Genomic DNA, 24,200 nt, shown 5'->3' on the forward strand with positions numbered 1-24,200 from the left:
AACATTCATCATACTCCGGTATGTCCGAAACCACCAGCTCCCCGTTCTGTTTCATCCAGCACTTCCACTTCCTGCCATGCAGGCTGTTCGTGCTTCGCTATTACCATCTGCGCAATACGTTCACCATCTTCAATCACAAATGCTTCAGATGAGAGATTGACTAAAATGATACAAATCTCTCCACGATAGTCCGCATCAACCGTACCCGGAGAATTGAGCACTGTAATACCTTTCTTTATCGCCAATCCGCTACGTGGACGAATTTGAGCTTCAAAACCCTTCGGCAAGGCGATATATAATCCTGTCGGTACCAGACAACGTTGCAACGGTTCCAGTGTGATAGGTTCAGAAAGATTAGCACGGATATCCATTCCTGCGGATAATTCAGTGGCATAGGCCGGAAGCGGATGCTTCGATTTATTGACAACTTGAATATTCATAAATGCATATTTACTATTTAAAGGGCGAAAATACACATTTTGAACTGAAAAATAGTTAAGTTTGCAGTTAAATAATGTACCTGCAGCCAATTTGCGAATGGTAAATACTAAAAAATACAATTAAAATGATGAATTGGAACCAATTAATATCAGCTAAACGTTTCGGAATGGAAGAATTCCATGAGGAACGACAAGAAAACCGCTCCGAATTCCAACGGGACTATGACCGTCTTATATTCTCGGCTCCTTTCCGCAGATTACAGAACAAAACGCAAGTATTCCCCCTACCAGGCAGCGTTTTTGTACACAATCGCCTTACGCACAGTCTAGAAGTCGCTAGCGTTGGCCGCTCACTCGGGGACGATGTTGCCAAAGCGATTCTGAAACGCCAACCGGAGCTTCAGGATTCTTTCCTCCCGGAGATCGGTTCCATCGTTTCGGCTGCTTGCTTGGCACACGATTTAGGCAATCCGCCTTTCGGTCACTCAGGCGAAAAAGCTATTTCCACATTCTTCTCTGAAGGGAAAGGAGTTCGTCTGAAAGAGAAACAACCTGACGGAGAACAACTTTCTCCGATGGAATGGGAAGATTTGACGCATTTTGAAGGAAATGCAAATGCCTTCCGGATACTAACGCATCAGTTCGAGGGACGTCGCAAAGGCGGATTCGTACTAACATACACCACCTTGGCTTCTATCGTAAAATACCCCTTTTCATCGAGCCTTGCAGGAACTAAATCCAAGTTTGGTTTTTTCGTTAGTGAAGAAGAAGGTTTCCACAAAATTGCAACAGAATTAGGACTGACATTACTCAACGAATATCCCCTGAAGTATGCACGCCATCCACTAGTTTATTTGGTTGAAGCAGCAGACGACATTTGTTATCAGATGATGGATATCGAGGATGCCTATAAGCTGAAGATTCTCACCACAGAAGAAACGAAAGAGCTATTAATGGCCTATTTCAGTGAAGAACGGCAGGAACATCTTCGGAAAACATTCCTGATCGTCAACGATGTCAACGAGCAAATCGCTTACCTGCGTTCTTCTGCTATCGGTTTACTGATCCGGGAGTGCACCCGTGTCTTTTTAAACCATGAGCAAGAGATACTGTCCGGCACATTCGAGGGATCACTTATCAAGCGCATAGCCGAACGTCCGGCAGCTGCCTATAAACACAGCGTTGAAGTATCTATCAATAAAATCTACCGTTCACGGGACGTACTGGATATTGAGCTGGCGGGGTTCCGCATCATCAGCACCTTACTAGAATTAATGATAGACGCCATAACTTCCCCCGAAAAGGCTTATTCCAAAATCCTGATCGACCGGGTTTCCAGCCAATATCATATAAAATCGCCCGTACTCTATGAAAGAATACAGGCGGTACTTGATTATATATCGGGAATGACCGATGTTTTTGCTCTTGATCTTTATCGCAAAATTAACGGGAACAGTCTGCCTGCGGTGTAACCACTTTAGGAGTAAACACTTCTCCACCTCCGCAAGAAGACAACCTCAGCGCATCCGGATGACCTTCAATAAACGTTTGGATGTGTCGAATCCGTTTATCTTCGAGAATCTCGTCTACAGCAATCAGAATACCAGTCTCTTCCACATCGCCGAACTCGTAATTGATTGCTGTTCCGAACATACGCATAGTAGGACTTAGACTCATATATGCGTTTACCAGTGGAGGAATATTATATCCCAGTTTACGGATTTCACCGTTCAATATTTTATAGTCCTCCTTAAAGGAATGCTTGCAAAACAGCGCATTCAACTCTTCTTCGGAAGTTTCAATTTTCAAAGGCTCGATCGGAGTAACAAGCTTCTCTTTGTCATAAAAATGCTTCTTGAGGAAATGAAGAATCATATCACGGCCACGACGATGATAGCTTGGATACATGGTCACTTTACCAAAAAAATATTTTACATTTGGCATAACCACAGTCAACGCCCCCAATCCATCCCACAAGTTATCCAACGCAAACAAGCCTTTACTTCCGGCACGGGTAGACTGATATTCAAGCGTAACAAACGAACGTCCTAGCTCAATAGTCTGCGGCAGGTATTCTTTAATAAAAGTATCAGAGAAATGAAACATATGGGAAGTAGCCAGAATCGGGGCACCCTTTTCATCAAAACGCACGTCCGTACCCAACAAATACCGGTAACCACCCAGAATTTCTTCCGCTTCCGGATTCCATACAATCAACTGCTTGTAGGGGTGTTCCATCGTATCATATTCATCGATATCCATTGACAGACCCGTACCTCCACCAGCAGCACGGAAAGCTATCTCACGCAAACGACCAATCTCTCTCATCACATTAGGGGCATTCCGATGAGTAATAATATAAATCTGATTATTACTCTTATTCGTCATTCGTAAGCGCCTGTCTTCCGTCAATTCTGCTTTTAGCAGTTCTTTGCTTACCGGTTTAATAATCTCTTCCATATTCCTTGTTATAGTTGTTCTATCAGTTACAATTTATAAACAATATCCTTTACGTATTCAGCCCACTGCACAGGAGTTTTCGATTTATCAAAAGTCTGCCAGGGTATGGGCTTTCCAAAAGTGACAGTAAAAGTTTTGTGGCGATTCCTAAACATTTCATCTGCAAGATATAACATAGCAACATTAAACTTAATACCCAGCGCCTTGCAAACGTTCGCCAGATTGTAAAAGAAATCAGAATTCCTGCCTCCAAAATGCACAGGTATTACATCACGTTTTGCTTGTATGCTCTTTACTACAAATGCCTTTTTCCATTCCAAGTCACGAATAACCCCGTTTCGACGGCGCGAGCACAATCCGGCAGGAAACATAATCAGCTGATCATCGGACTGGAATCCGGCTTCCACGATCTTCGGGAAGTCCTTTGTTTGCTTGCCGGTTTTATTAATAGGTATGCAAAGGGGAGCTAACCCGTGTAAATTCATCAACAAATCATTCACCAAATATTTTACTTTCCCATCATAGTGTTTTCCTAACACATAACCAAGCGCAACACCATCCTGTCCGCCCAGCGGATGATTGGAAACAAAAGTATACAGACCATCCTTAGGCAAATTCTCAATGCCTTTCACATCCACTTTCACATCCAGAAAATCCATACATGCTTCCAGAAAGTCCACTCCCAGTTTACCTTTCGACTCATCCAAAAATACATTAATCTCATCTTGATGAATAATTTTCTTCAAGTAAGAAATCACAAACTTAGGGACATACTTATAATGCTTCGGAGCCTTTGTCCGGAGTATTTTATCGACATCGATCAAAAATAAAGAGTCATCAGTCATTCTTTTCAAATAAAAATGATGGCACAAAATTAACGGTTCTTTTTTATTAATCGCAATAAATTGGTAGAAAATGCAGGATTTAAGTTCAGAACATAAAAAAAATACCACCCAAAAACTATCAGAAATGACCTAAAAACTATCTGAGGATAGTTTTTAGGTAAAAAAAGTCAGATTTCCCCCTATCGGGCATCAGAAAATCATGTAAACTTGCAACATCAAAAGAACAAACGAATATTCACTTTAAAAAGCAACACATTATGAATAGTTTAAGCTTCAGAAAAGACTTAATAGGAGTACAAGATGAATTACTACGCTTCGCTTATAAACTAACAACTGACCCTGAAGAAGCAAATGATTTGCTACAGGAAACATCACTAAAAGCTTTAGATAATGAAGATAAATATACCCCTGATACAAATTTCAAAGGATGGATGTATACCATCATGCGTAATATATTCATAAATAACTATCGCAAGGTAGTCCGTGACCAGACATTCATCGACCAAACTGATAATCTTTATCATCTGAATTTGCCACAGGATAGAAGTTCTGAAAACACAGAAAGGGCATACGACCTGCAAGAGATGCACCGTGTAGTCAACAAACTCCCCAAAGAATACAGAGTTCCGTTCGCAATGCACGTTTCAGGATTCAAATACCGTGAAATTGCGGAAAAACTAAACCTCCCGTTAGGCACAGTGAAAAGTCGTATCTTCTTCACGCGCCAAAAATTACAGGAAGAATTGAAAGAATTCCGCTAAACCTTAACAATATAAGACTTAACGATTTTGAGTCATATATTTCCTTAATGTAGATTTTTAGTTTTGATAATGATTAAAAGGCAGAAATACTCCGGTATATTCTGTCTTTTACTTTATAACTAAGATTAGTTGCACGACATCGGGGAGTCGTACAAGTTCCCATTGCATCAAAAGAAATCTCCGCCACCACATTATTTAAGGTTTCCTATACAGACATTATTTTCGTTTTACCGTCACGATCTCCCCTCCAGTAAAGCATTTCCAAAGCCACTTCATTTTCAAGCAAATAAGCATTTAACATCCTGTTGAAAACTTTCCCAAAAGTTTTTAGTGGAAAGTTGTGGGGAATTGTGGGGAATTTCATACTTTTACAGTCGCTTATTATAATAAGGAAATGATACGTTTTTTAGGAAATATAGAAGCCAGGGCAGACGCCAAAGGAAGGGTGTTCATACCCGCCACCTTCAGGAAGCAATTGCAAGCTGCCTCCGAAGAGAGGCTTATTATGCGTAAAGACGTATTCCAAGACTGTTTGACCCTATACCCAGAAAGCGTGTGGAATGAGGAGTTGAACGAGCTTCGCAGCAGACTGAACAAATGGAACAGTAAACACCAACTCATTTTCAGGCAGTTTGTGAGCGATGTTGAAGTGGTAACACCTGACAACAACGGACGTATATTAATCCCGAAACGATATTTACAGATTTGTAGTATTCTAGGGGATATACGCTTTATCGGTATCGACAACAAGATAGAGATCTGGGCGAAAGAGCGGGCAGAACAGCCTTTCATGTCACCCGAAAAGTTCGGTGCGGCATTAGAAGAAATTATGAACGACGATAATAGACAAGATGGGGAAAGATGAATTGACATATCACACACCGGTATTGTTGAAAGAAAGCATTGACGGGATGAACATTCGTCCGGATGGAACGTATGTAGACGTTACATTCGGAGGAGCAGGACATTCGCGCGAAATCCTTTCACGGCTCGGAGAAGGCGGACATCTGCTGGGATTCGACCAGGACGAGGACGCAGAACGGAACATTGTCAACGACACTCACTTCACCTTTGTACGCAGCAACTTCCGTTACCTGCACAATTTCCTGCGCTATCACGGTATCGAACAAGTAGATGCGATTCTGGCCGATCTCGGCGTATCTTCCCATCATTTCGATGATAGTGAACGCGGCTTTTCCTTCCGTTTTGAAGGAGCACTGGATATGCGTATGAACAAGCGTGCCGGAATGACAGCAGCAGATATCGTAAACACTTATGAGGAGGAACGTCTTGCAAACATTCTCTATCTGTACGGGGAACTAAAGAACAGCCGCAAACTGGCTTCCGCTATCGCTAAAGCCAGAAGCGGACAGTACATCCGAACCATTGGCGAGTTTCTGGAAATCATCAAACCGCTTTTCGGTCGTGAACGTGAAAAAAAAGAGCTGGCAAAAGTATTTCAGGCACTGCGGATCGAAGTAAACCAAGAAATGGAAGCACTGAAGGAGATGTTGCAGACTGCCACGGAAGCATTAAAGCCGGGCGGTAGATTGGTGGTAATCACTTATCATTCATTGGAAGACCGCATGGTGAAAAACATCATGAAAACAGGTAATGTAGAAGGGAAAACAGAAACCGACTTCTTCGGGAATTTACAAACGCCTTTCCGCCTTATCAATAATAAGGTGATCGTTCCCGATGAAGCGGAAATAGAACGAAACCCACGGTCGAGAAGTGCCAAATTACGAATTGCAGAAAAGAAATAGGGAAATATGGAAGAAGTAGTAGTAAATAAGAAAACAGAAGAGGGTAAGAAGAAACGCACCTCACTGAAAAGCATTTTGGGTGGAGACATTCTGGCTACCGATTTTTTCCGCCGCCAAACGAAGTTGCTGGTACTTATTATGGTACTCATCATCTTCTACATTCACAATCGTTATGCCAGTCAACAGCAACAGATCGAGATAGACCGGTTGAAAAAAGAATTGATAGACATTAAATACAACGCACTCACGCGCAGCTCGGAACTGATGGAGAAGAGCCGCCAGTCACGCATTGAAGATTATATATCGAGTAAGGAAAGCGATTTGCAAACCTCTACCCAACCTCCTTACCTTATTAAATAGGTGAGAGCAGATAATTGATAAATGATAGTTAAGTGTTTAAAAGACAAGTACTGTGGCAGTTAACAAAAAAAGCATAATGACCCGTTACTTCTTCGTTATTCTGTTGATGGCGTTGATAGGAATAGCTATTGTTGTGAAAGCAGGCATCACCATGTTTGCCGAACGACAATACTGGCAGGATGTAGCTGATCGTTTCGTAAAAGAGAATGTGACGGTGAAGCCTAACCGTGGAAACATTATTTCTTCTGACGGTAAATTAATGGCCAGTTCTCTGCCCGAATACAGAATATATATGGACTTCATGTCCGGTGAAAAGGACGAAAAACGCAGACGAAAAGATCAGGCACGTCGGGACTCTATCCTCAACGCCAATATGGACTCTATCTGTGTCGGACTTCATAAGATATTCCCGGATAAAACTGCGGCACAATTCAAGGCACATCTCAAGAAAGGACGCCAGGCAAAAAGTCGCAATTATCTGATTTATCCCAAACGTATCTCCTACATACAATATAAAGAGGTTAAGAAACTACCTGTATTCTGCCTGAACCGGTATAAAGGCGGATTCAAAGAATTAGCATACAATCAACGTAAGAAACCATTCGGTTCACTGGCTGCCCGTACGCTGGGAGATGTGTATGCAGATACTGCCAAAGGAGCCAAAAATGGTATTGAGCTTGCTTTTGATACCCTCCTGAAAGGGCGGGACGGATTGACACACCGCCAGAAGGTGATGAACAAATTCCTGAACATTATCGATATACCGCCGGTTGACGGTTGCGATCTGATTACTACCATCGACGTAGGTATGCAGGATATCTGTGAGAAAGCATTAGTGGATAAGCTGAAAGAGCTGAATGCCAGTGTGGGCGTAGTAGTATTGATGGAAGTAGCTACCGGAGAAGTGAAAGCTATCGTCAACATGATGCAGGGCAAAGACGGCGAATATTACGAAATGCGCAACAACGCCATCAGTGACATGCTTGAACCGGGGTCTACTTTCAAGACGGCATCCATTATGGTAGCTCTTGAAGACGGTAAGATCACCCCAGACTATGTGGTAGACACCGGCAACGGACAGATGCCGATGTACGGACGTGTCATGAAAGACCACAACTGGCACCGTGGAGGATATGGGAAGCTGACTGTTACAGAAATTCTAGGAGTTTCGTCCAACATTGGTACTTCTTATATTATAGATCATTTCTATGGCAGTAATCCACAGAAGTTCGTAGACGGGTTGAAACGGATGAGTATCGACCAGCCGTTACATCTGCAGATTGCGGGAGAAGGAAAGCCGAATATCCGCGGTCCGAAAGAACGCTATTTTGCAAAGACAACTTTGCCGTGGATGAGTATCGGCTATGAGACACAGGTTCCGCCAATCAATATTCTTACGTTCTACAACGGAATAGCCAATAATGGAGTCACTGTGCGTCCGAAATTTGTTAAAGCCGCGATGAAAGATGGTGAAATCGTGAAAGAATATCCTACGGAAATTATCAATCCTAAGATTTGTTCGGATAAGACTCTGACACAGATTCGTGAAATACTCCGGAAAGTGGTCAGTGAAGGACTTGCCAAGCCTGCGGGAAGTAAACAGTTCCACGTTTCAGGTAAAACGGGAACGGCACAAATTTCACAAGGAGCAGCTGGATACAAAACGGGAAGAACAAATTATCTGGTTAGTTTCTGCGGGTATTTCCCATCAGAGGTACCTAAATATAGTATGATTGTCTCTATCCAAAAACCGGGATTGCCGGCTTCGGGAGGTTTGATGGCAGGTAGTGTGTTCAGTAAGATTGCAGAAAGAGTGTATGCCAAAGATCTGCGGCTACCGCTTACCAACGCAATTGACACCAATTCTGTAGTTATTCCGCATGTAAAAGCCGGAGAAATGCGCGAAGCGCAACGGGTGTTGGAAGAACTGGGAATTAATATACAGGGTAAAATAGCCGATTCGGGAAAAGAAGTGTGGGGGAATACACACGCTGCCCCGCAGGCTGTAGTTCTTGAAAGCCGGAGCAATATGCGGAATTTTGTGCCGAGTGTAATAGGAATGGGAGCGAAAGATGCAGTATACTTGTTGGAAAGCAAAGGATTAAAAGTCAATCTGGTCGGAGTGGGCAAAGTAAAAAGCCAATCCATAGCCAACGGGAGCATCGTAAAAAAGGGGCAGACGGTGACGCTGACGCTAAATTAAAAATTAAAGATTAAAAATTAAATAGAGTGATGTTATTAAAGGAGTTATTAAAAGCGATCCAACCGGTAGAGGTAGTCGGAGATTCAAACATAAAAATCACCGGAGTCAATATCGACTCCCGCCTAGTAGAAGCCGGGCAACTGTTCATGGCAATGCGCGGCACACAAGCCGACGGGCATGCCTACATACCTGCTGCCATAACTAAAGGAGCTATCGCTATTCTTTGCGAGGATATGCCGGAAGAGACTGTTGCGGGAATCACTTATATACAAGTAAAAGATAGTGAAGATGCGGTAGGAAAGATTGCTACTACCTTTTATGGTGACCCGACTTCCAAGATAAAATTGGTTGGCGTTACCGGAACGAACGGAAAAACAACAATCGCGACCTTATTATATAATACATTTCGCTATTTCGGATATAAGGTAGGATTGATTTCTACCGTTTGCAACTATATCGATAATGAGCCGATTCCGACAGAGCATACCACACCTGATCCCATCACATTGAACCGTTTATTGGGACGAATGGCGGATGAAGGATGCAAATATGCTTTCATGGAAGTCAGTTCACACTCCATTGCGCAGAAACGTATCAGTGGACTAAAGTTTGCAGGAGGTATCTTTACCAATCTGACCCGCGACCATCTTGACTATCATAAAACAGTAGAGAATTATCTGAAAGCCAAGAAGAAATTCTTTGACGAACTGCCCCCAAATGCATTCAGTCTGACCAACCTTGACGATAAGAACGGACTGGTAATGACACAGAACACACGTTCTAAAGTCTATACTTATTCATTGAGAAGTCTTTGCGACTTTAAAGGGCGGGTATTGGAGTCTCATTTTGAAGGAATGTTACTCGACTTCAATAACCATGAGTTAGCAGTTCAGTTTATCGGTAAGTTCAATGCTTCCAATTTGCTGGCAGTATTCGGTGCAGCCGTTCTGTTAGGCAAGAAAGAAGAAGAGGTACTTGTGGCCCTTAGCACGCTTCATCCGGTAGCCGGACGCTTCGATGCAGTGCGTTCACCACAGGGAATTACAGCAATTGTAGATTATGCACATACTCCGGATGCTCTCATTAATGTATTGAATGCCATACATGGAGTACTTGAAGGAAAAGGGAAAGTAATTACAGTAGTAGGTGCCGGCGGTAACCGTGACAAAGGTAAACGCCCCATCATGGCAAAGGAAGCAGCCAAAGCCAGCGACCGCGTCATCATTACTTCAGACAACCCTCGCTTCGAAGAGCCACAAGACATCATCAACGATATGCTTACCGGACTGGATACGGAAGATATGAAGAAAACGCTCAGCATTGTCGACCGTAAAGAAGCGATTCGCACAGCTTGCATGCTAGCAGAAAAAGGCGATGTGATCCTCGTTGCCGGAAAAGGGCACGAGAATTACCAAGAGATAAAAGGAGTAAAACATCATTTTGACGATAAAGAAATACTCAAAGAAATTTTTAAATAATGAATAGATGATGCTAATATGCCGACTGGTTCTCCGATATTCATCCGCCAGAAACGGCATGGTAACACATCAATAAATTGCCAAGTTATTTATGTTATATTATCTATTTGAATGGCTGCATAAGCTCAATTTTCCAGGAGCGGGAATGTTCGGATATACTTCCTTCCGTGCTTTGATGGCGGTTATCCTCGCGTTACTTATTTCAAGTATCTGGGGAGATAAATTCATCAACCTACTCAAAAGGAAACAAATCACAGAAACGCAGCGTGATGCTAAAACAGACCCATTCGGTGTGAACAAAGTAGGCGTACCGAGCATGGGAGGTGTTATCATCATTGTAGCTATCCTGATTCCTTGCCTGTTATTGGGTAAACTGCATAACATATACATGATACTGATGTTGATAACTACTGTATGGTTGGGATCGCTCGGATTCGCAGATGACTATATCAAAATCTTCAAAAAAGACAAAGAGGGTTTACATGGCAAGTTCAAGATTATCGGTCAGGTAGGTTTAGGTTTAATTGTCGGAATGACCCTGTATCTAAGTCCGGACGTAGTAATCCGTGAGAATATCGAAGTTCATAATCCGGGACAGGAAATGGAAGTGATACACGGAACCAATGATTTGAAATCGACCCAAACAACGATTCCTTTTTTCAAGAACAACAACCTTGACTATGCCGATTTGGTTTCTTTCATGGGTGAACATGCGCAAACAGTCGGATGGATATTGTTCGTCATTGTCACAATTATTGTCGTTACCGCCGTATCAAACGGTGCCAACCTAAATGATGGCATGGACGGAATGGCGGCCGGGAACTCGGCCATTATCGGTGCAACACTGGGGATATTGGCATATGTATCATCACATATCGAGTTCGCAAGCTATCTGAACATCATGTATATTCCGGGATCGGAAGAACTGGTAATCTTTATCTGTGCCTTCATTGGTGCGCTGATCGGTTTCTTATGGTATAACGCTTATCCGGCACAAGTATTTATGGGAGACACTGGCAGTCTTACTATTGGCGGTATTATCGCAGTGTTTGCCATCATCATCCACAAAGAATTGCTGATACCGATTCTTTGCGGTGTATTTCTGGTAGAAAATCTGTCGGTAATCCTGCAACGGGCTTATTACAAAGCGGGAAAGCAGAAAGGTGTAAAACAACGTTTGTTCAAGCGCACACCTATTCATGACCATTTCCGTACTTCGATGAGCCTGATTGAGCCGGGTTGTACGGTGAAATTTACCAAACCCGACCAATTGTTCCACGAATCAAAGATTACCGTCCGTTTCTGGATTGTAACAATTGTATTGGCAGCAATAACAATTATAACGCTAAAGATAAGATAGAACGAAGGCTTAATTAAAAATATAGAGAGTATTAACCCGATTATTAACTTTTAAAAGATGTGCGCATCTAATAGACAAATCAGTCGATTAGAAAAAAAGAGCACATTATCGTAGATGAAAAGAATAGTAATTTTAGGAGCTGGCGAAAGCGGTGCAGGTGCAGCCGTACTCGCAAAAGTCAAAGGATTTGAGACGTTTGTTTCGGACATGTCCGCCATCAAGGATAAATATAAGGAACTTCTTGACAACCATCATATTGCCTGGGAAGAAGGACACCATACAGAAGAACTCATACTGAATGCCGATGAGGTTATTAAAAGCCCCGGTATCCCGAATGACGCTCCGATCATCCTGAAACTGAAAGCTCAAGGCACGCCGATTATCTCCGAAATTGAGTTTGCCGGACGCTATACTGATGCCAAAATGATCTGTATTACAGGTTCTAACGGGAAGACAACAACGACTTCCCTGATCTATCATATTTTCAAAAGCGCAGGTCTGAACGTAGGATTGGCAGGCAACATCGGCAAAAGCCTTGCGTTGCAGGTAGCCGAGGATTACCATGACTATTATATTATCGAACTTAGCTCTTTCCAACTGGATAATATGTATAACTTCCGTGCGAACATCGCTGTATTGATGAACATCACTCCGGACCATCTTGATCGCTACGGTCATTGTATGCAGAATTACATCGATGCCAAATTCCGCATCACCCAAAACCAAACTCCGGACGATGCCTTCATCTTCTGGAATGACGACCCGATCATCAAACAGGAACTGGCGAAACATGGTCTGAAAGCCCATCTGTATCCTTTCGCCGCAGTAAAAGAAGACGGAGCCATCGCATACGTAGAAGATAACGAAGTGAAAATCACCGAACCGATTGCCTTCAACATGGAACAGGAGGAACTGGCCCTGACAGGTCAGCATAACCTGTACAACTCTTTAGCCGCCGGTATATCGGCAAACCTTGCCGGCATCACCAAAGAAAATATCCGAAAAGCCCTCTCTGACTTCAAGGGAGTGGAACATCGGTTGGAAAAGGTGGCACGTGTACGCGGAATTGATTTTATCAACGACTCTAAAGCCACGAATGTCAACTCCTGCTGGTATGCCCTGCAAAGCATGACTACCCAAACGGTATTGATTCTCGGTGGTAAAGATAAAGGAAACGACTATACCGAAATTGAAGACCTGATACGCAAAAAGTGTTCAGCATTGGTATATCTAGGACTCCATAACGAAAAGCTTCACGAGTTCTTCGACCGTTTCGGCCTGCCGGTAGCCGATGTGCAAACCGGCATGAAAGATGCCGTAGAAGCAGCCTACAAATTGGCAAAGAAAGGTGAAACGGTATTATTGAGTCCTTGCTGCGCTTCTTTCGACCTCTTCAAGAGCTACGAAGACCGCGGTAACCAATTTAAAGAATGTGTCCGTGCCCTTTAATTTCTAATTATTAATCTTTAAATTTTGCAAGATTGGATTTATTAAAGAACATATTCAAAGGTGACAAGGTAATCTGGATTATCTTCCTCTGCCTCTGTCTCATCTCGATCATCGAGGTGTTTTCGGCAGCATCGACACTAACTTACAAAAGTGGCGATCATTGGGGACCGATTACGCAACACTCCATCATTCTGATGGTAGGAGCTGTGGTAGTCATATTTCTGCACAATGTTCCCTACAAATGGTTTCAGGTATTTCCGGTCTTTCTGTATCCGATCTCTCTGGTTCTACTGGCATTCGTTACGCTAATGGGAATAATCACGGGAGACCGTGTCAACGGGGCAGCCCGCTGGATGACCTTTATGGGATTACAGTTCCAGCCTTCGGAATTGGCAAAGATGGCGGTGATCATTGCCGTCTCATTCATCCTGTCGAAAAAACAGGACGAATACGGAGCTAACCCGAATGCCTTCAAACATATCATGATTCTCACCGGACTGGTATTCCTGCTCATCGCACCGGAAAACCTTTCGACAGCGATGCTACTCTTCGGAGTGGTATGCATGATGATGTTTATCGGACGGGTATCTGCCAAAAAGCTATTCGGGATGTTGGGGATATTGGGCGTTGTGGGCGTTGTTGTCGTAGGTATACTGATGGCTATTCCCGCCAAAACACTGCATAACACTCCGGGACTTCACCGTTTCGAAACGTGGCAGAACCGTTTTTCCGGTTTCTTTGAGAAGGAGGAAGTACCGGCCGCTAAATTTGATATTGACAAAGACGCACAGGTGGCGCATGCACACATCGCCATTGCTACCAGCCACGTAATCGGCAAAGGTCCGGGAAACTCGGTACAGCGTGACTTTCTTAGTCAGGCATTCTCCGATTTTATCTTTGCGATTGTAATTGAAGAAATGGGATTGATAGGAGGAATATTTGTGGTGTTCCTCTATCTATGGCTGTTGATGCGAGCCGGCCGAATCGCCCAGAAATGCGAGCGAACCTTCCCTGCCTTTCTCGTCATGGGTATCGCTCTGCTGTTGGTATCGCAGGCAATACTGAATATGATGGTCGCCGTCGGACTATTTCCCGTCACCGGACAACCCCTGCCCCTGATCAGCAAAGGAGGTACAAGTACGTTAATCAACTGCGCTTACATTGGTATGATACTAAGCGTAAGTCGATATACCGCTCATCTGGAGGAACAGAAAATGCACGATGCACAGATCCAACTGCAAATAGAGGCGGATGCAGTCACAGACTCCGAGGCACAGACTGCAGCCGAACCGACAGCACAGATCCTGAACAGCGATGCCAAGTTTGAGGATGAGCATGACAGCAGTAACAATGAACGGTAAATGCCGGGAAAGGACAGAAAAAAACAGCATGATGGAACAAAAACTTAAAATTATCATCAGCGGTGGAGGAACAGGAGGACATATCTTCCCTGCCGTTTCTATCGCAAACGCTATAATAGAGCTACGCCCCGACACTGAAATCCTCTTTGTAGGCGCTGAAGGACGTATGGAGATGCAACGGGTTCCCGATGCAGGCTACCGGATTATCGGACTTCCGATAGCCGGATTCGATCGCAAATGCTTATGGAAAAATGTAGCTGTATTGATTAAACTGATGCGCAGCCAGTGGAAAGCCCGCAAAGTAATCAAAGACTTCCGTCCACAAGTGGCGGTAGGTGTAGGCGGATATGCAAGCGGACCGACACTAAAGACTGCCGGAATGATGGGAGTACCGACATTAATCCAGGAACAAAACTCTTATGCCGGGGTTACCAATAAACTCCTGGCAAAGAAAGCTTGTAAGATTTGTGTAGCTTACGACGGAATGGAAAAGTTCTTCCCTGCCGACAAGATTATCGTGACGGGAAATCCTGTCCGCCAAAATCTGACAAAAGATAGACCGTCTAAAGAAGAAGCATTGCGTTCTTTCAACTTGCAATCCGGCAAAAAGACGATTCTGATTGTAGGTGGCAGCTTGGGTGCACGCACCATCAACAACACGCTGACAGCCGAACTGACAACCATCAAAGAAAATACGGACATACAATTCATCTGGCAAACGGGCAAATACTATTACCCGCAAGTGAAAGAAGCCGTGAAAGCTGTAGGAGAACTTCCGAACTTATATGTAACAGATTTCATCAAAGACATGGCAGCCGCTTATGCAGCAGCCGATCTCGTGATCTCCCGTGCGGGAGCGGGTTCCATTTCAGAATTCTGCCTGTTACATAAACCTGTTATTTTAGTGCCTTCACCCAATGTGGCAGAAGATCACCAAACAAAGAATGCCTTAGCATTGGTAAACAAGCAGGCAGCTGTCTACGTTAAAGACAGTGAAGCGGAAACGACCCTGATGAATGTGGCATTATCCACCGTCAATGACGAACAAAAACTGAAAGCACTGACAGAAAATATCGCCAAGCTGGCTTTGCCTGATTCTGCGAGAATCATCGCACAGGAGGTCATCAAACTGGCAGAAACTAAGAACAGATAAATAGATTATCGGATTGCACGATGTGAAGTAGCGGCATAGCCAGGAATCAAACGATGTAATCCGTACTAAATAAAAATAAAAGGAATGAATATAGAAACGATAAAATCAGTCTATTTCGTAGGTGCCGGTGGCATCGGTATGAGTGCACTTGTACGCTACTTTCTTTTCAAAGGAAAGGTAGTGGCCGGATATGACCGTACTCCTACTCCATTGACAGAAACACTGATCGCTGAAGGCGCACAAATACATTATGAAGAAAATGTCGACCTGATTCCCGAAGCCTGCAAAGACAAGGAAAGCACGTTAGTCATATACACGCCCGCCGTTCCGCAGGAACACGAAGAAATCGTTTATTTCCGCAACAACGGATTCGAAATACAAAAACGAGCCCAAGTATTGGGAACTATTACCCATTCGAGCAAAGGTCTGTGCGTAGCAGGCACTCACGGTAAAACAACCACATCGACCATGACAGCCCATCTGCTCCATCAGTCGCACGTGGAATGTACCGCTTTTCTCGGAGGAATCTCAAAGAATTACAGCACCAACCTGCTGCTCTCTCAAGCAAGCCCTTACACAGTGATTGAAGCGGATGAATTTGACCGTTCTTTCCACTGGCTGTCACCTTATATGAGCGTAATTACATCTACCGATCCCGACCATTTGGACATCTACGGCACAGAACAAGCCTACTTGGAAAGTTTCGAGCATTATACCACGCTTATCCAACCGGGTGGCACACTGATTATCCGCAAAGGTATCTCCCTGCAACCGAAAGTGCAGCCGGGCGTTCGTGTCTACACTTACTCACGTGACGAAGGCGATTTCCATGCAGACAACATCCGCATCGGAAACGGGGATATATTCATCGACTTTGTTGCTCCGGACACCCGTATCGACAACATCCAACTGGGAGTTCCGGTTAGCATCAACATAGAAAACAGCGTAGCCGCCATAGCATTGGCACACCTTAATGGAGTGACCGATGAAGAAATTAAAAGAGGTATGGCTAGTTTCCGCGGAGTAGACCGCCGGTTCGACTTCAAGATCAAGAACGACCGAATTGTCTTTTTGAGTGACTATGCCCACCATCCCTCTGAAATTAAACAGAGTGTGTTGTCTATACGCGAACTGTACAAGGATAAGAAGATCACAGCCATCTTCCAGCCACATCTTTATACTCGTACCCGCGACTTTTATCAGGATTTTGCCGATAGCCTGTCGCTACTGGACGAAGTGATTCTGGTAGACATCTATCCGGCACGTGAAACACCAATTCCTGGCGTCACCAGCAAACTGATTTATGATAATCTCCGTCCGGGCATTGAAAAAAGTATGTGCAAAAAGGAAGATATCCTGAACATTCTGAAAGATAAAAACATGGAAGTATTAATCACTTTGGGAGCTGGAGACATCGACAACTATGTCCCTGAAATAAAGAAACTATTAGAAAATAAAATGAATAAATAATAACCCGGCCATCTGTCCGAAACAGTGCAGCCATTTTAATCTTTAATTTTTAATTATGATTAAAAGAATTCTTCTATCCATCGTCATGCTGGTGCTTATAGCCTACCTCACCGTAGCTATCACCGCATTCAACCGCAAGCCTGCCGACCAGACCTGCCGTGACATGGAATTGGTTATCAAAGATACCGCATACGCCGGCTTCATCACCAAAGAAGAGCTGAAAGGTATCCTTCAGCACAAAGGGATCTACCCCATCGGGAAGAAGATGGAGCGCATCTCTACCAAGTCACTGGAGCGGGAACTAAGCAAACATCCATTGATTGACGAAACCGAATGTTACAAAACACCCAGCGGCAAAGTATGCGTGGAAGTGACACAACGTATTCCTATTCTTCGGGTGATGAGTTCCAACGGTCAGAATTACTACCTTGACAACAAAGGAACTGTCATGCCACCGGAAGCAAAATGCGTCGCTCACCGGGTAATTGTCACCGGAAACGTAGAAAAGTCGTTTGCAATGAGGGATTTATATAAGTTTGGTGTATTTTTGCATAATAATAAATTCTGGGATGCCCAGATAGAACAGATTCACGTGTTGCCCGACCAAAGCATCGAATTGGTGCCGCGTGTGGGAAACCATCTCGTCTATCTCGGAAAACTGGAAAACTTTGAAGATAAACTGGCACGTTTGAAAGAGTTCTACAAGAAAGGACTTAATCGGGTAGGCTGGAATAAATATTCGCGCATCAATCTCGAATTCAATAACCAGATTATCTGCACTAAACGAGAATAGATAATAAATGATAGTTGATAATAGATAGTTGAAAGATGATGAGTGAACAATCTTTTTTCAATTGTAAATCGTAAATAAATATATATGGCAACAACAGAATTTATCGCCGCTATTGAACTTGGTTCATCGAAGATAACCGGTGTGGCCGGAAGAAAGAACAGTGACGGAAGCATGCAGGTATTAGCCTATGCCCAAGAAGACTCTTCTACGTTCATTCGTAAAGGAGTTATTTTCAATCTGGACAAAACGGCGCAAAGCCTGACTTCAATCATCAACAGACTGGAAGGTGAGTTGAAAAACTCAATTGCCAAGGTATATGTAGGCATCGGCGGACAATCACTCCGCACCGTCCGCAATGTAGTAAGCCGTGACCTGGAGGAAGAAGCTATCATATCCGAAGAGCTTGTTAGCGCTATCGGTGATGAGAACATTGCCGTCCCGGTGGTCGATATGGATATATTGGATGTAGCTCCACAAGAATATAAAGTAGGCAATAACCTGCAAGCCAATCCGGTAGGTCTGGTCGGAAGCCACATCGAAGGACGTTTTCTCAATATCGTTGCCCGTGCTTCCGTGCGCAAGAACCTGGAACATTGTTTCCAGCAGGCTAAAATCGACATTGCCGACCAGTTGATCGCCCCGTTAGTAACAGCTAACGCCGTACTGACAGAAAGCGAACGCCGTTCAGGTTGTGCACTGATCGACTTCGGAGCCGATACGACTACTATCTCTGTATATAAGAATAACATTCTCCGCTTCCTCACCGTATTGCCGTTGGGAGGCAATAGCATCACACGTGACATCACCACCCTGCAAATGGAGGAAGAAGAAGCCGAACGCCTGAAAAAAGCCTATGGTGACGTCCTTTACGAAGAAGACCCCGAACAAGAGAAAGAAGCTACTTGCAAACTGGATGATGATAACCGTATCATCAAAGTGGCAGATCTTAATAATATCATCGAAGCCCGTGCCGAAGAAATCGTTGCCAACGTATGGAACCAGATTCAGCTATCCGGCTACGAAGACAAACTGCTGGCAGGACTTATCCTGACAGGAGGAGCCGCCAACCTGAAAAACTTGGACAAGACCTTGCGCAAACGCAGCAAGATAGAGAAGATACGGATGGCGAAACTTCCACGTAATACGGTTCATGCACCCGGCAATATACTAAGAAAAGACGGTTCACAGAACACATTGTTCGGTCTCCTATTTGAAGGAAACCAAAACTGTTGCCTGATAGAAACCGCTCCACAAACTGCTGCACCTACACCGTCAGTCTCCAAACCGGAGCCGGAAGTGCATAAGACGGCAGATATATTTGAAGACGATCAGGAACTGAAGGAACAGACCCGCCTCGCCCGCCTCAAGAAAGAGGAAGAAGAGCGTGAAGCCAAGTTGGCTGCCAAAGAAGCGGAAAAACTTCGCAAGCAAAAGGAAAAGGAAGAGAAGGAAAGACAAAAAAGAGAAGCCGGTCCGAGCTGGATTCAGCGCAAGATCGCCTCGTTGACGCAAGAAATCTTTTCCGACGACGATATGAAGTAACCGTCATCGGCTTGTTAATCAATATTCATCATTCGTAATTCATAATTCAATCAAGATATGGACGAGATAGTACAATTCGATTTCCCGACAGATTCACCGAAGATCATCAAAGTGATTGGTGTAGGTGGTGGTGGTGGTAACGCTGTAAACCACATGTATCGGGAAGGCATCCATGATGTAACGTTCGTTCTTTGCAACACGGACAACCAGGCATTGGCCGAATCACCTGTCCCGGTGAAACTGCAATTGGGCCGTAGCATCACACAAGGACTTGGAGCCGGCAACCGTCCCGAACGGGCACGCGATGCTGCCGAAGAGAGTATAGAAGATATCAGAAACCAACTGAACGATGGCACCAAGATGGTATTCATCACTGCCGGAATGGGAGGAGGAACCGGAACAGGAGCTGCACCGGTCATCGCTCGCATTGCAAAGGAAATGGATATTCTGACGGTCGGCATCGTCACCATCCCCTTTATCTTCGAAGGAGAAAAGAAAATCATACAGGCACTGGACGGTGTAGAACGTATCGCCCAGCATGTTGATGCCCTATTGGTTATCAATAACGAACGCCTGCGCGAAATATATGCCGACCTAACCTTTATGAATGCTTTCGGTAAAGCTGATGACACTCTTTCCATCGCAGCCAAGAGCATTGCCGAGATTATCACCATGCGTGGTACGGTTAACCTCGACTTTGCTGATGTGAAGACCATCCTAAAAGATGGCGGAGTGGCTATCATGAGTACCGGATTCGGTGAAGGAGAAAATCGTGTGACAAAAGCAATCGACGATGCACTGCACTCTCCACTGCTCAACAACAACGATATTTTCAACGCTAAAAAGGTTATGTTGAATGTTTCTTTCTGCCCGTCATCCGAGCTGATGATGGAGGAGATGAACGAGATACACGAGTTCATGAGCAAATTCCGTGAAGGAGTGGAAGTGATCTGGGGGGTTGCCATCGACAACTCGCTGGATACAAAAGTAAAGATCACCGTATTAGCAACCGGATTCGGTGTAGAAGACGTCCCCGGAATGGACAGCCTGCATGCTGCCCGCAGCCAGGAAGAGGAAGAACGCCAACTGCAACTGGAGGAGGAAAAAGAGAAGAACAAAGAACGCATCCGCAAGGCATACGGCGAAAGCGCCAGCAATATCGGAAGCAAAAACCTCCGCAAACGCCGCCACATCTATCTTTTCAACACGGAAGATTTGGACAACGACGATATCATAGCCATGGTAGAAGATTCTCCTACGTATATGCGTGATAAGACAACTCTCACCAGAATCCGGACGAAAGCCGCATTAGAAGAGGAAATCGCTACGGAAGATGCTACGGATAACAACGGTGTGATTACATTCTCTTAAGAACAAAAATTATAGACTCGCAGAATCAGGCTTCAGATCTAATTTTTAATCTTTAATTTTTAATTATAATAGTATGGATTTATTCGATCAAGTCAGCGAAGACATTAAAAACGCAATGAAGGCGAAAGATAAAGTAGCCCTTGAAACTTTGAGAAATATAAAGAAGTTCTTCCTTGAAGCCAAAACCGCTCCGGGAGCTAACGATACACTGACGGATGATGCTGCTCTGAAGATTATCCAAAAACTTGTAAAACAAGGCAAAGATTCTGCTGAAATCTATATCGGACAGGGGCGTCAGGATTTGGCTGATGTAGAATTGGGGCAGGTAGCCGTTATGGAAAAATACCTGCCGAAACAAATGACTGCCGAAGAACTGGAAGCCGCATTGAAGGAAATTATCGCAGAGACAGGTGCTACGAGCGGTAAAGATATGGGTAAGGTAATGGGAGTTGCCTCCAAGAAGTTGGCAGGACTTGCAGAAGGACGTGCCATTTCTGCAAAAGTAAAAGAACTTTTGGGATAACTTCCGGAACTTTCACGATACCGTTGCAGATGTGTGCAAGATATTTTATCTTACACACATCTGCAACTTTCTTTAAATACGGCATTCACCACCTTCACCACTCTGAAACATCAATGAATAAAAGGATTTCGGGTGAAGGGCTGCCTTTCACATAGGTTCCACCCGATTCACCGCATTTTTTGCAAGATTGAAATAAACTGCCTTATGGTTTTCTCATAGTCAGATACCATCCCTTTTCTTGGTTCAAGATAAGCATTCGTTCTGATTGTCCCATTATATTATGGGAAAGTATTCCCATATATTTAGGGAATTTGTTCCCACAAAATGAGGGAATACTCTCCCAATTAACTGGGAACCTTTTCCCACAATATATGGGAAAAAGGAAATATATAATGAAAGCCAAGCGGAGGATAAGTTTAATCCATTTCCGTACTGAAAGAAAAGAGGTGAAAGCTATATTTGAAATAAAGATCATGTATGATGACGAACATTAATAATCTTCATCCCTCAAATTAAAATAATCTCCTATCAAAAGACACGAAATAAAGAAAATGATTACTTTTGCAACAAAACTAAACCACAACAAACAAATGAAAAAAAACATTGGCATAATTATAACATCTATATTAGTGTTATCAGGATGCAACAAACAACAATCCGTATCTGACAGACTGCTAAATGAAGTAGAAAAAGCCATTGCCATAAATCCTGACAGCGCATCCAATCTACTAAAAAGCATATCATCTCCTGAAAAACTAGACGACAAAACTTTTGCACGCTGGTGTATGCTATCAGGTAAGATTACAGACGAAATTTTTAATAGCATCCTACCAACTTACCAATTAGAAAGAGCTTATGACTGGTATTCCTCGCATGGTAGTCCTGATGAACAAGTGCAAATCTTGATTTATTTAGGTCGATCCTTTTTTGCAGATGGAGATTATGATAAAGCAATGTCAATATATACTAATGCTTTGGATATTGCAGAAAAAAACAAGCTCAATAACCTCATTGGATATACCTATGACTATATAGGCGACCTATATCGAGAAAAATTCATGCGAACAGAGGCTATCAAAAGATATGAGATTGCAGCCGAATACTTCAAAAAAGAAAAGAATACAGATAGTTATGCTTGTGCATTAAGAGATATTGGACGTGAATATGCACAAATGGATTCATTATCACAGGCCCTAAATATTCTAACTATAGCTGATTCTGTAGCTACTAATACTAGCAATATTAACGTTACTGCATCAATAAGTAATGCTTTAGGAAATATCTATTCTATGCAGGACAAATACGATAAAGCTGAAAAATTCTTTCTCAAAGCATTGGTTGGAAAAAATAAAATGCCTAATTATATTGCGCTGATTGACCTATACACTACATCTGATTCAATAGATAAAGCTAAAAAGTTATTATTTAGCATACCAAAAGATAATCCAGAATACACATGTAGCATTAAATATTTATATTATCAAATCTATAATGAGGAGAAAAATTATAAAGAAGCTCTTACTAACTTAGAAGAATATGTTAACATGTTAGATTCTATTGTATATGCCGACAACCAATCCAGAATATTAAATATAGAGTCAAAATATAATCACCTAAAAATTAGTCAAGAAATAGATAAATTAAAGATTAAGCAACAAGGCTACATTATAGTTTCAGCTATCTGCATAGCCTCCTTATTATTGATAATAATAGGGTATCTCCTATATCGAAAAAAAACGAAAAAAAAAATCCAAAGACAAGGAGATGAATTAAATCAAATAAAAACAAATTTACTCTATGTTTCATTAGAACTGGAAAAGAAAAGAAGATTGTTAGATACATTTAAAGAAAAAAATGAAAACTATAATAAAATGCGGGAAGAAATTAATCTTCTAACTGCCAATTACAAAGAATTACAAAATAAATCTCTAGAGAACTCACCTCTATTCAAAGAACTAACATATCTAGCCAACCAAAATAAACCAAGAAATAATAAGCCATTAATAACAGAAAAACAATGGAAACTTATCACAGATGAAATAACACATATCTATCCAAGTCTTCATAAATACATATATCGTCTATGCCCGGATTTATCAGAACAAGACTTTCAATATTGCTGTCTTTACATGTATGGGTTCGACACTAACACTGAAGCAAAATTATTAAATATAACAGTTGATTCAGTAAGAAAAAGACGCCTTAGACTTAGAAGAAAATTAGCTATCACATTACCCGATAATAATGCTACATTATATGAATACTTAATCGAAAATATGCACTAATAATCATGTTTTCAGAAGAAACAATCTATAGCATAAGATAATGTCCACGCAAAAAATCGTAAACAACTGATTTTCAGTCCCTATTTGTCCACGTTCAAAAACGTACTTTACTTGCTTCCCCCCTCATCTCTCTGTAAATTTGCAAAAACAATTAAATATATGAGGAAACTAAGTATTGTACTATTATTAATTAGTATTTCATTCATGACAATGAAAGCTAACAATCTATCAGAACATAAATCTAAGTATTTAGTTCTCAAAAGATGGGATTATCCACAAAGAGCACTTGTTCCTATTCCAATAGAAGCTATCCAAAAAGAAAACTCTATTGAAATTCGTTTTCTTGAAAACATTGACAATCAAGTTACTTTCCAAGTAAAAGATCAACAAGGAAATATCATGTTCCAAGATGTGATAATAACTCCTAATGAGCAAAAAACTTATAAAATTGATTTAAAAGGCTACAAAGCTGGCCATTATAAGCTTCTTTATATAGAAGAAGACATGACTTTAGTTGGAGAGTTTGAAATTGAATAATCAACGATAAATAATAAAAACATCATACTTTATAAACTCTATA

The 24,200-nt window shown here is 42.6% G+C and carries 21 protein-coding genes; 18 read left to right on the forward strand and 3 right to left on the reverse strand.

Translation table 11 applies throughout. From position 1 onward, the window contains the following. Positions 1–8: 8 nt before the first annotated feature. The gene (dut, locus tag AB9N12_RS05950) at positions 9–440 is read right to left on the reverse strand and encodes a dUTP diphosphatase (RefSeq protein ID WP_369890536.1); all 432 of its coding nucleotides are present in this window, start codon (positions 438–440) and stop codon (positions 9–11) included. Between the two features lie 125 nt (positions 441–565). Here dut and dgt point away from each other — a divergent pair, with 125 nt between their 5' ends. Beyond that, complete coding sequence (dgt, locus tag AB9N12_RS05955; protein ID WP_369890538.1) at positions 566–1,912, forward strand: dGTP triphosphohydrolase; 1,347 nt, start codon at positions 566–568, stop codon at positions 1,910–1,912. On the opposite strand, the gene AB9N12_RS05960 is transcribed toward dgt, so the two are convergent. After that, complete coding sequence (locus tag AB9N12_RS05960) at positions 1,884–2,900, reverse strand: GNAT family N-acetyltransferase (RefSeq protein WP_369890540.1); 1,017 nt, start codon at positions 2,898–2,900, stop codon at positions 1,884–1,886. The genes dgt and AB9N12_RS05960 overlap by 29 nt on opposite strands. Positions 2,901–2,926: 26 nt before the next feature. Then, positions 2,927–3,745: a 1-acyl-sn-glycerol-3-phosphate acyltransferase gene (locus AB9N12_RS05965; RefSeq protein ID WP_369890542.1), complete on the reverse strand. Its 819-nt coding sequence runs from the start codon at positions 3,743–3,745 to the stop codon at positions 2,927–2,929. Positions 3,746–4,002: 257 nt separating this feature from the next. On the opposite strand from AB9N12_RS05965, the gene AB9N12_RS05970 reads away from it, so the two are divergent. The 17 genes from AB9N12_RS05970 (at position 4,003) to AB9N12_RS06050 (ending at position 24,157) form a co-directional block, all read left to right on the forward strand. After that, entirely contained in the window at positions 4,003–4,506 is a 504-nt protein-coding gene (locus AB9N12_RS05970) for an RNA polymerase sigma factor (protein ID WP_369890544.1), read from the forward strand. Between the two features lie 394 nt (positions 4,507–4,900). Next, positions 4,901–5,371 (forward strand): division/cell wall cluster transcriptional repressor MraZ, encoded by a 471-nt coding sequence (gene mraZ / locus AB9N12_RS05975; protein ID WP_369890547.1) that lies wholly within the window; start codon positions 4,901–4,903, stop codon positions 5,369–5,371. Then, positions 5,358–6,272, forward strand: coding sequence for a 16S rRNA (cytosine(1402)-N(4))-methyltransferase RsmH (rsmH, locus tag AB9N12_RS05980; RefSeq protein WP_369890549.1), 915 nt, complete (start codon positions 5,358–5,360; stop codon positions 6,270–6,272). The genes mraZ and rsmH overlap by 14 nt, the downstream gene beginning before the upstream one ends. A gap of 6 nt (positions 6,273–6,278) precedes the next feature. Next, the gene (locus tag AB9N12_RS05985; protein ID WP_369890551.1) at positions 6,279–6,632 is read left to right on the forward strand and encodes an FtsL-like putative cell division protein; all 354 of its coding nucleotides are present in this window, start codon (positions 6,279–6,281) and stop codon (positions 6,630–6,632) included. Positions 6,633–6,708: 76 nt separating this feature from the next. Beyond that, positions 6,709–8,835, forward strand: coding sequence for a penicillin-binding transpeptidase domain-containing protein (locus AB9N12_RS05990; RefSeq protein WP_369892821.1), 2,127 nt, complete (start codon positions 6,709–6,711; stop codon positions 8,833–8,835). 29 nt (positions 8,836–8,864) lie between these two features. Continuing rightward, positions 8,865–10,313, forward strand: a complete 1,449-nt coding sequence (locus tag AB9N12_RS05995; protein WP_369892822.1) for a UDP-N-acetylmuramoyl-L-alanyl-D-glutamate--2,6-diaminopimelate ligase — start codon at positions 8,865–8,867, stop codon at positions 10,311–10,313. Between the two features lie 91 nt (positions 10,314–10,404). Beyond that, a complete protein-coding gene (mraY, locus tag AB9N12_RS06000; protein ID WP_369890553.1) occupies positions 10,405–11,673 on the forward strand; it encodes a phospho-N-acetylmuramoyl-pentapeptide-transferase in 1,269 nt (422 codons plus the stop codon). Positions 11,674–11,787: 114 nt separating this feature from the next. After that, positions 11,788–13,122, forward strand: coding sequence for a UDP-N-acetylmuramoyl-L-alanine--D-glutamate ligase (gene murD, locus AB9N12_RS06005; RefSeq protein WP_369890555.1), 1,335 nt, complete (start codon positions 11,788–11,790; stop codon positions 13,120–13,122). Between the two features lie 32 nt (positions 13,123–13,154). Continuing rightward, entirely contained in the window at positions 13,155–14,483 is a 1,329-nt protein-coding gene (locus AB9N12_RS06010; protein WP_369890557.1) for an FtsW/RodA/SpoVE family cell cycle protein, read from the forward strand. A gap of 31 nt (positions 14,484–14,514) precedes the next feature. Then, entirely contained in the window at positions 14,515–15,636 is a 1,122-nt protein-coding gene (gene murG, locus AB9N12_RS06015) for an undecaprenyldiphospho-muramoylpentapeptide beta-N-acetylglucosaminyltransferase (protein WP_369892823.1), read from the forward strand. A gap of 84 nt (positions 15,637–15,720) precedes the next feature. Next, on the forward strand, positions 15,721–17,106 hold the full coding sequence (gene murC, locus AB9N12_RS06020) for a UDP-N-acetylmuramate--L-alanine ligase (protein ID WP_369890559.1): 1,386 nt from the start codon (positions 15,721–15,723) through the stop codon (positions 17,104–17,106). 55 nt (positions 17,107–17,161) lie between these two features. Continuing rightward, complete coding sequence (locus tag AB9N12_RS06025) at positions 17,162–17,899, forward strand: cell division protein FtsQ/DivIB (RefSeq protein WP_369890561.1); 738 nt, start codon at positions 17,162–17,164, stop codon at positions 17,897–17,899. A gap of 84 nt (positions 17,900–17,983) precedes the next feature. Then, positions 17,984–19,441, forward strand: coding sequence for a cell division protein FtsA (gene ftsA / locus AB9N12_RS06030; protein ID WP_369890563.1), 1,458 nt, complete (start codon positions 17,984–17,986; stop codon positions 19,439–19,441). Positions 19,442–19,498: 57 nt separating this feature from the next. Then, positions 19,499–20,812: a cell division protein FtsZ gene (ftsZ, locus tag AB9N12_RS06035; RefSeq protein ID WP_369890565.1), complete on the forward strand. Its 1,314-nt coding sequence runs from the start codon at positions 19,499–19,501 to the stop codon at positions 20,810–20,812. A 73-nt stretch (positions 20,813–20,885) separates the two neighbouring features. After that, entirely contained in the window at positions 20,886–21,335 is a 450-nt protein-coding gene (locus AB9N12_RS06040; protein WP_369890567.1) for a GatB/YqeY domain-containing protein, read from the forward strand. 590 nt (positions 21,336–21,925) lie between these two features. Further along, on the forward strand, positions 21,926–23,620 hold the full coding sequence (locus tag AB9N12_RS06045) for a tetratricopeptide repeat protein (protein ID WP_369890569.1): 1,695 nt from the start codon (positions 21,926–21,928) through the stop codon (positions 23,618–23,620). Positions 23,621–23,779: 159 nt separating this feature from the next. Then, a complete protein-coding gene (locus tag AB9N12_RS06050; RefSeq protein ID WP_369890571.1) occupies positions 23,780–24,157 on the forward strand; it encodes a DUF3244 domain-containing protein in 378 nt (125 codons plus the stop codon). Positions 24,158–24,200 lie beyond the last annotated feature (43 nt).

Origin of the sequence: Bacteroides sp. AN502(2024) (genome assembly GCF_041227145.1) — a bacterium.
GTDB lineage: Bacteria > Bacteroidota > Bacteroidia > Bacteroidales > Bacteroidaceae > Bacteroides.

What these genes read in the sequence shown, in the direction of transcription:
- dut (WP_369890536.1), bottom strand. Translation starts at nt 440, where the DNA reads ATGAATATTCAAGTTGTCAATAAATCGAAGCATCCGCTTCCGGCCTAT.
- dgt (WP_369890538.1), top strand. Translation starts at nt 566, where the DNA reads ATGATGAATTGGAACCAATTAATATCAGCTAAACGTTTCGGAATGGAA.
- AB9N12_RS05960 (WP_369890540.1), bottom strand. Translation starts at nt 2,900, where the DNA reads ATGGAAGAGATTATTAAACCGGTAAGCAAAGAACTGCTAAAAGCAGAA.
- AB9N12_RS05965 (WP_369890542.1), bottom strand. Translation starts at nt 3,745, where the DNA reads ATGACTGATGACTCTTTATTTTTGATCGATGTCGATAAAATACTCCGG.
- AB9N12_RS05970 (WP_369890544.1), top strand. Translation starts at nt 4,003, where the DNA reads ATGAATAGTTTAAGCTTCAGAAAAGACTTAATAGGAGTACAAGATGAA.
- mraZ (WP_369890547.1), top strand. Translation starts at nt 4,901, where the DNA reads ATGATACGTTTTTTAGGAAATATAGAAGCCAGGGCAGACGCCAAAGGA.
- rsmH (WP_369890549.1), top strand. Translation starts at nt 5,358, where the DNA reads ATGGGGAAAGATGAATTGACATATCACACACCGGTATTGTTGAAAGAA.
- AB9N12_RS05985 (WP_369890551.1), top strand. Translation starts at nt 6,279, where the DNA reads ATGGAAGAAGTAGTAGTAAATAAGAAAACAGAAGAGGGTAAGAAGAAA.
- AB9N12_RS05990 (WP_369892821.1), top strand. Translation starts at nt 6,709, where the DNA reads ATGACCCGTTACTTCTTCGTTATTCTGTTGATGGCGTTGATAGGAATA.
- AB9N12_RS05995 (WP_369892822.1), top strand. Translation starts at nt 8,865, where the DNA reads ATGTTATTAAAGGAGTTATTAAAAGCGATCCAACCGGTAGAGGTAGTC.
- mraY (WP_369890553.1), top strand. Translation starts at nt 10,405, where the DNA reads ATGTTATATTATCTATTTGAATGGCTGCATAAGCTCAATTTTCCAGGA.
- murD (WP_369890555.1), top strand. Translation starts at nt 11,788, where the DNA reads ATGAAAAGAATAGTAATTTTAGGAGCTGGCGAAAGCGGTGCAGGTGCA.
- murG (WP_369892823.1), top strand. Translation starts at nt 14,515, where the DNA reads ATGGAACAAAAACTTAAAATTATCATCAGCGGTGGAGGAACAGGAGGA.
- murC (WP_369890559.1), top strand. Translation starts at nt 15,721, where the DNA reads ATGAATATAGAAACGATAAAATCAGTCTATTTCGTAGGTGCCGGTGGC.
- AB9N12_RS06025 (WP_369890561.1), top strand. Translation starts at nt 17,162, where the DNA reads ATGATTAAAAGAATTCTTCTATCCATCGTCATGCTGGTGCTTATAGCC.
- ftsA (WP_369890563.1), top strand. Translation starts at nt 17,984, where the DNA reads ATGGCAACAACAGAATTTATCGCCGCTATTGAACTTGGTTCATCGAAG.
- ftsZ (WP_369890565.1), top strand. Translation starts at nt 19,499, where the DNA reads ATGGACGAGATAGTACAATTCGATTTCCCGACAGATTCACCGAAGATC.
- AB9N12_RS06040 (WP_369890567.1), top strand. Translation starts at nt 20,886, where the DNA reads ATGGATTTATTCGATCAAGTCAGCGAAGACATTAAAAACGCAATGAAG.
- AB9N12_RS06045 (WP_369890569.1), top strand. Translation starts at nt 21,926, where the DNA reads ATGAAAAAAAACATTGGCATAATTATAACATCTATATTAGTGTTATCA.
- AB9N12_RS06050 (WP_369890571.1), top strand. Translation starts at nt 23,780, where the DNA reads ATGAGGAAACTAAGTATTGTACTATTATTAATTAGTATTTCATTCATG.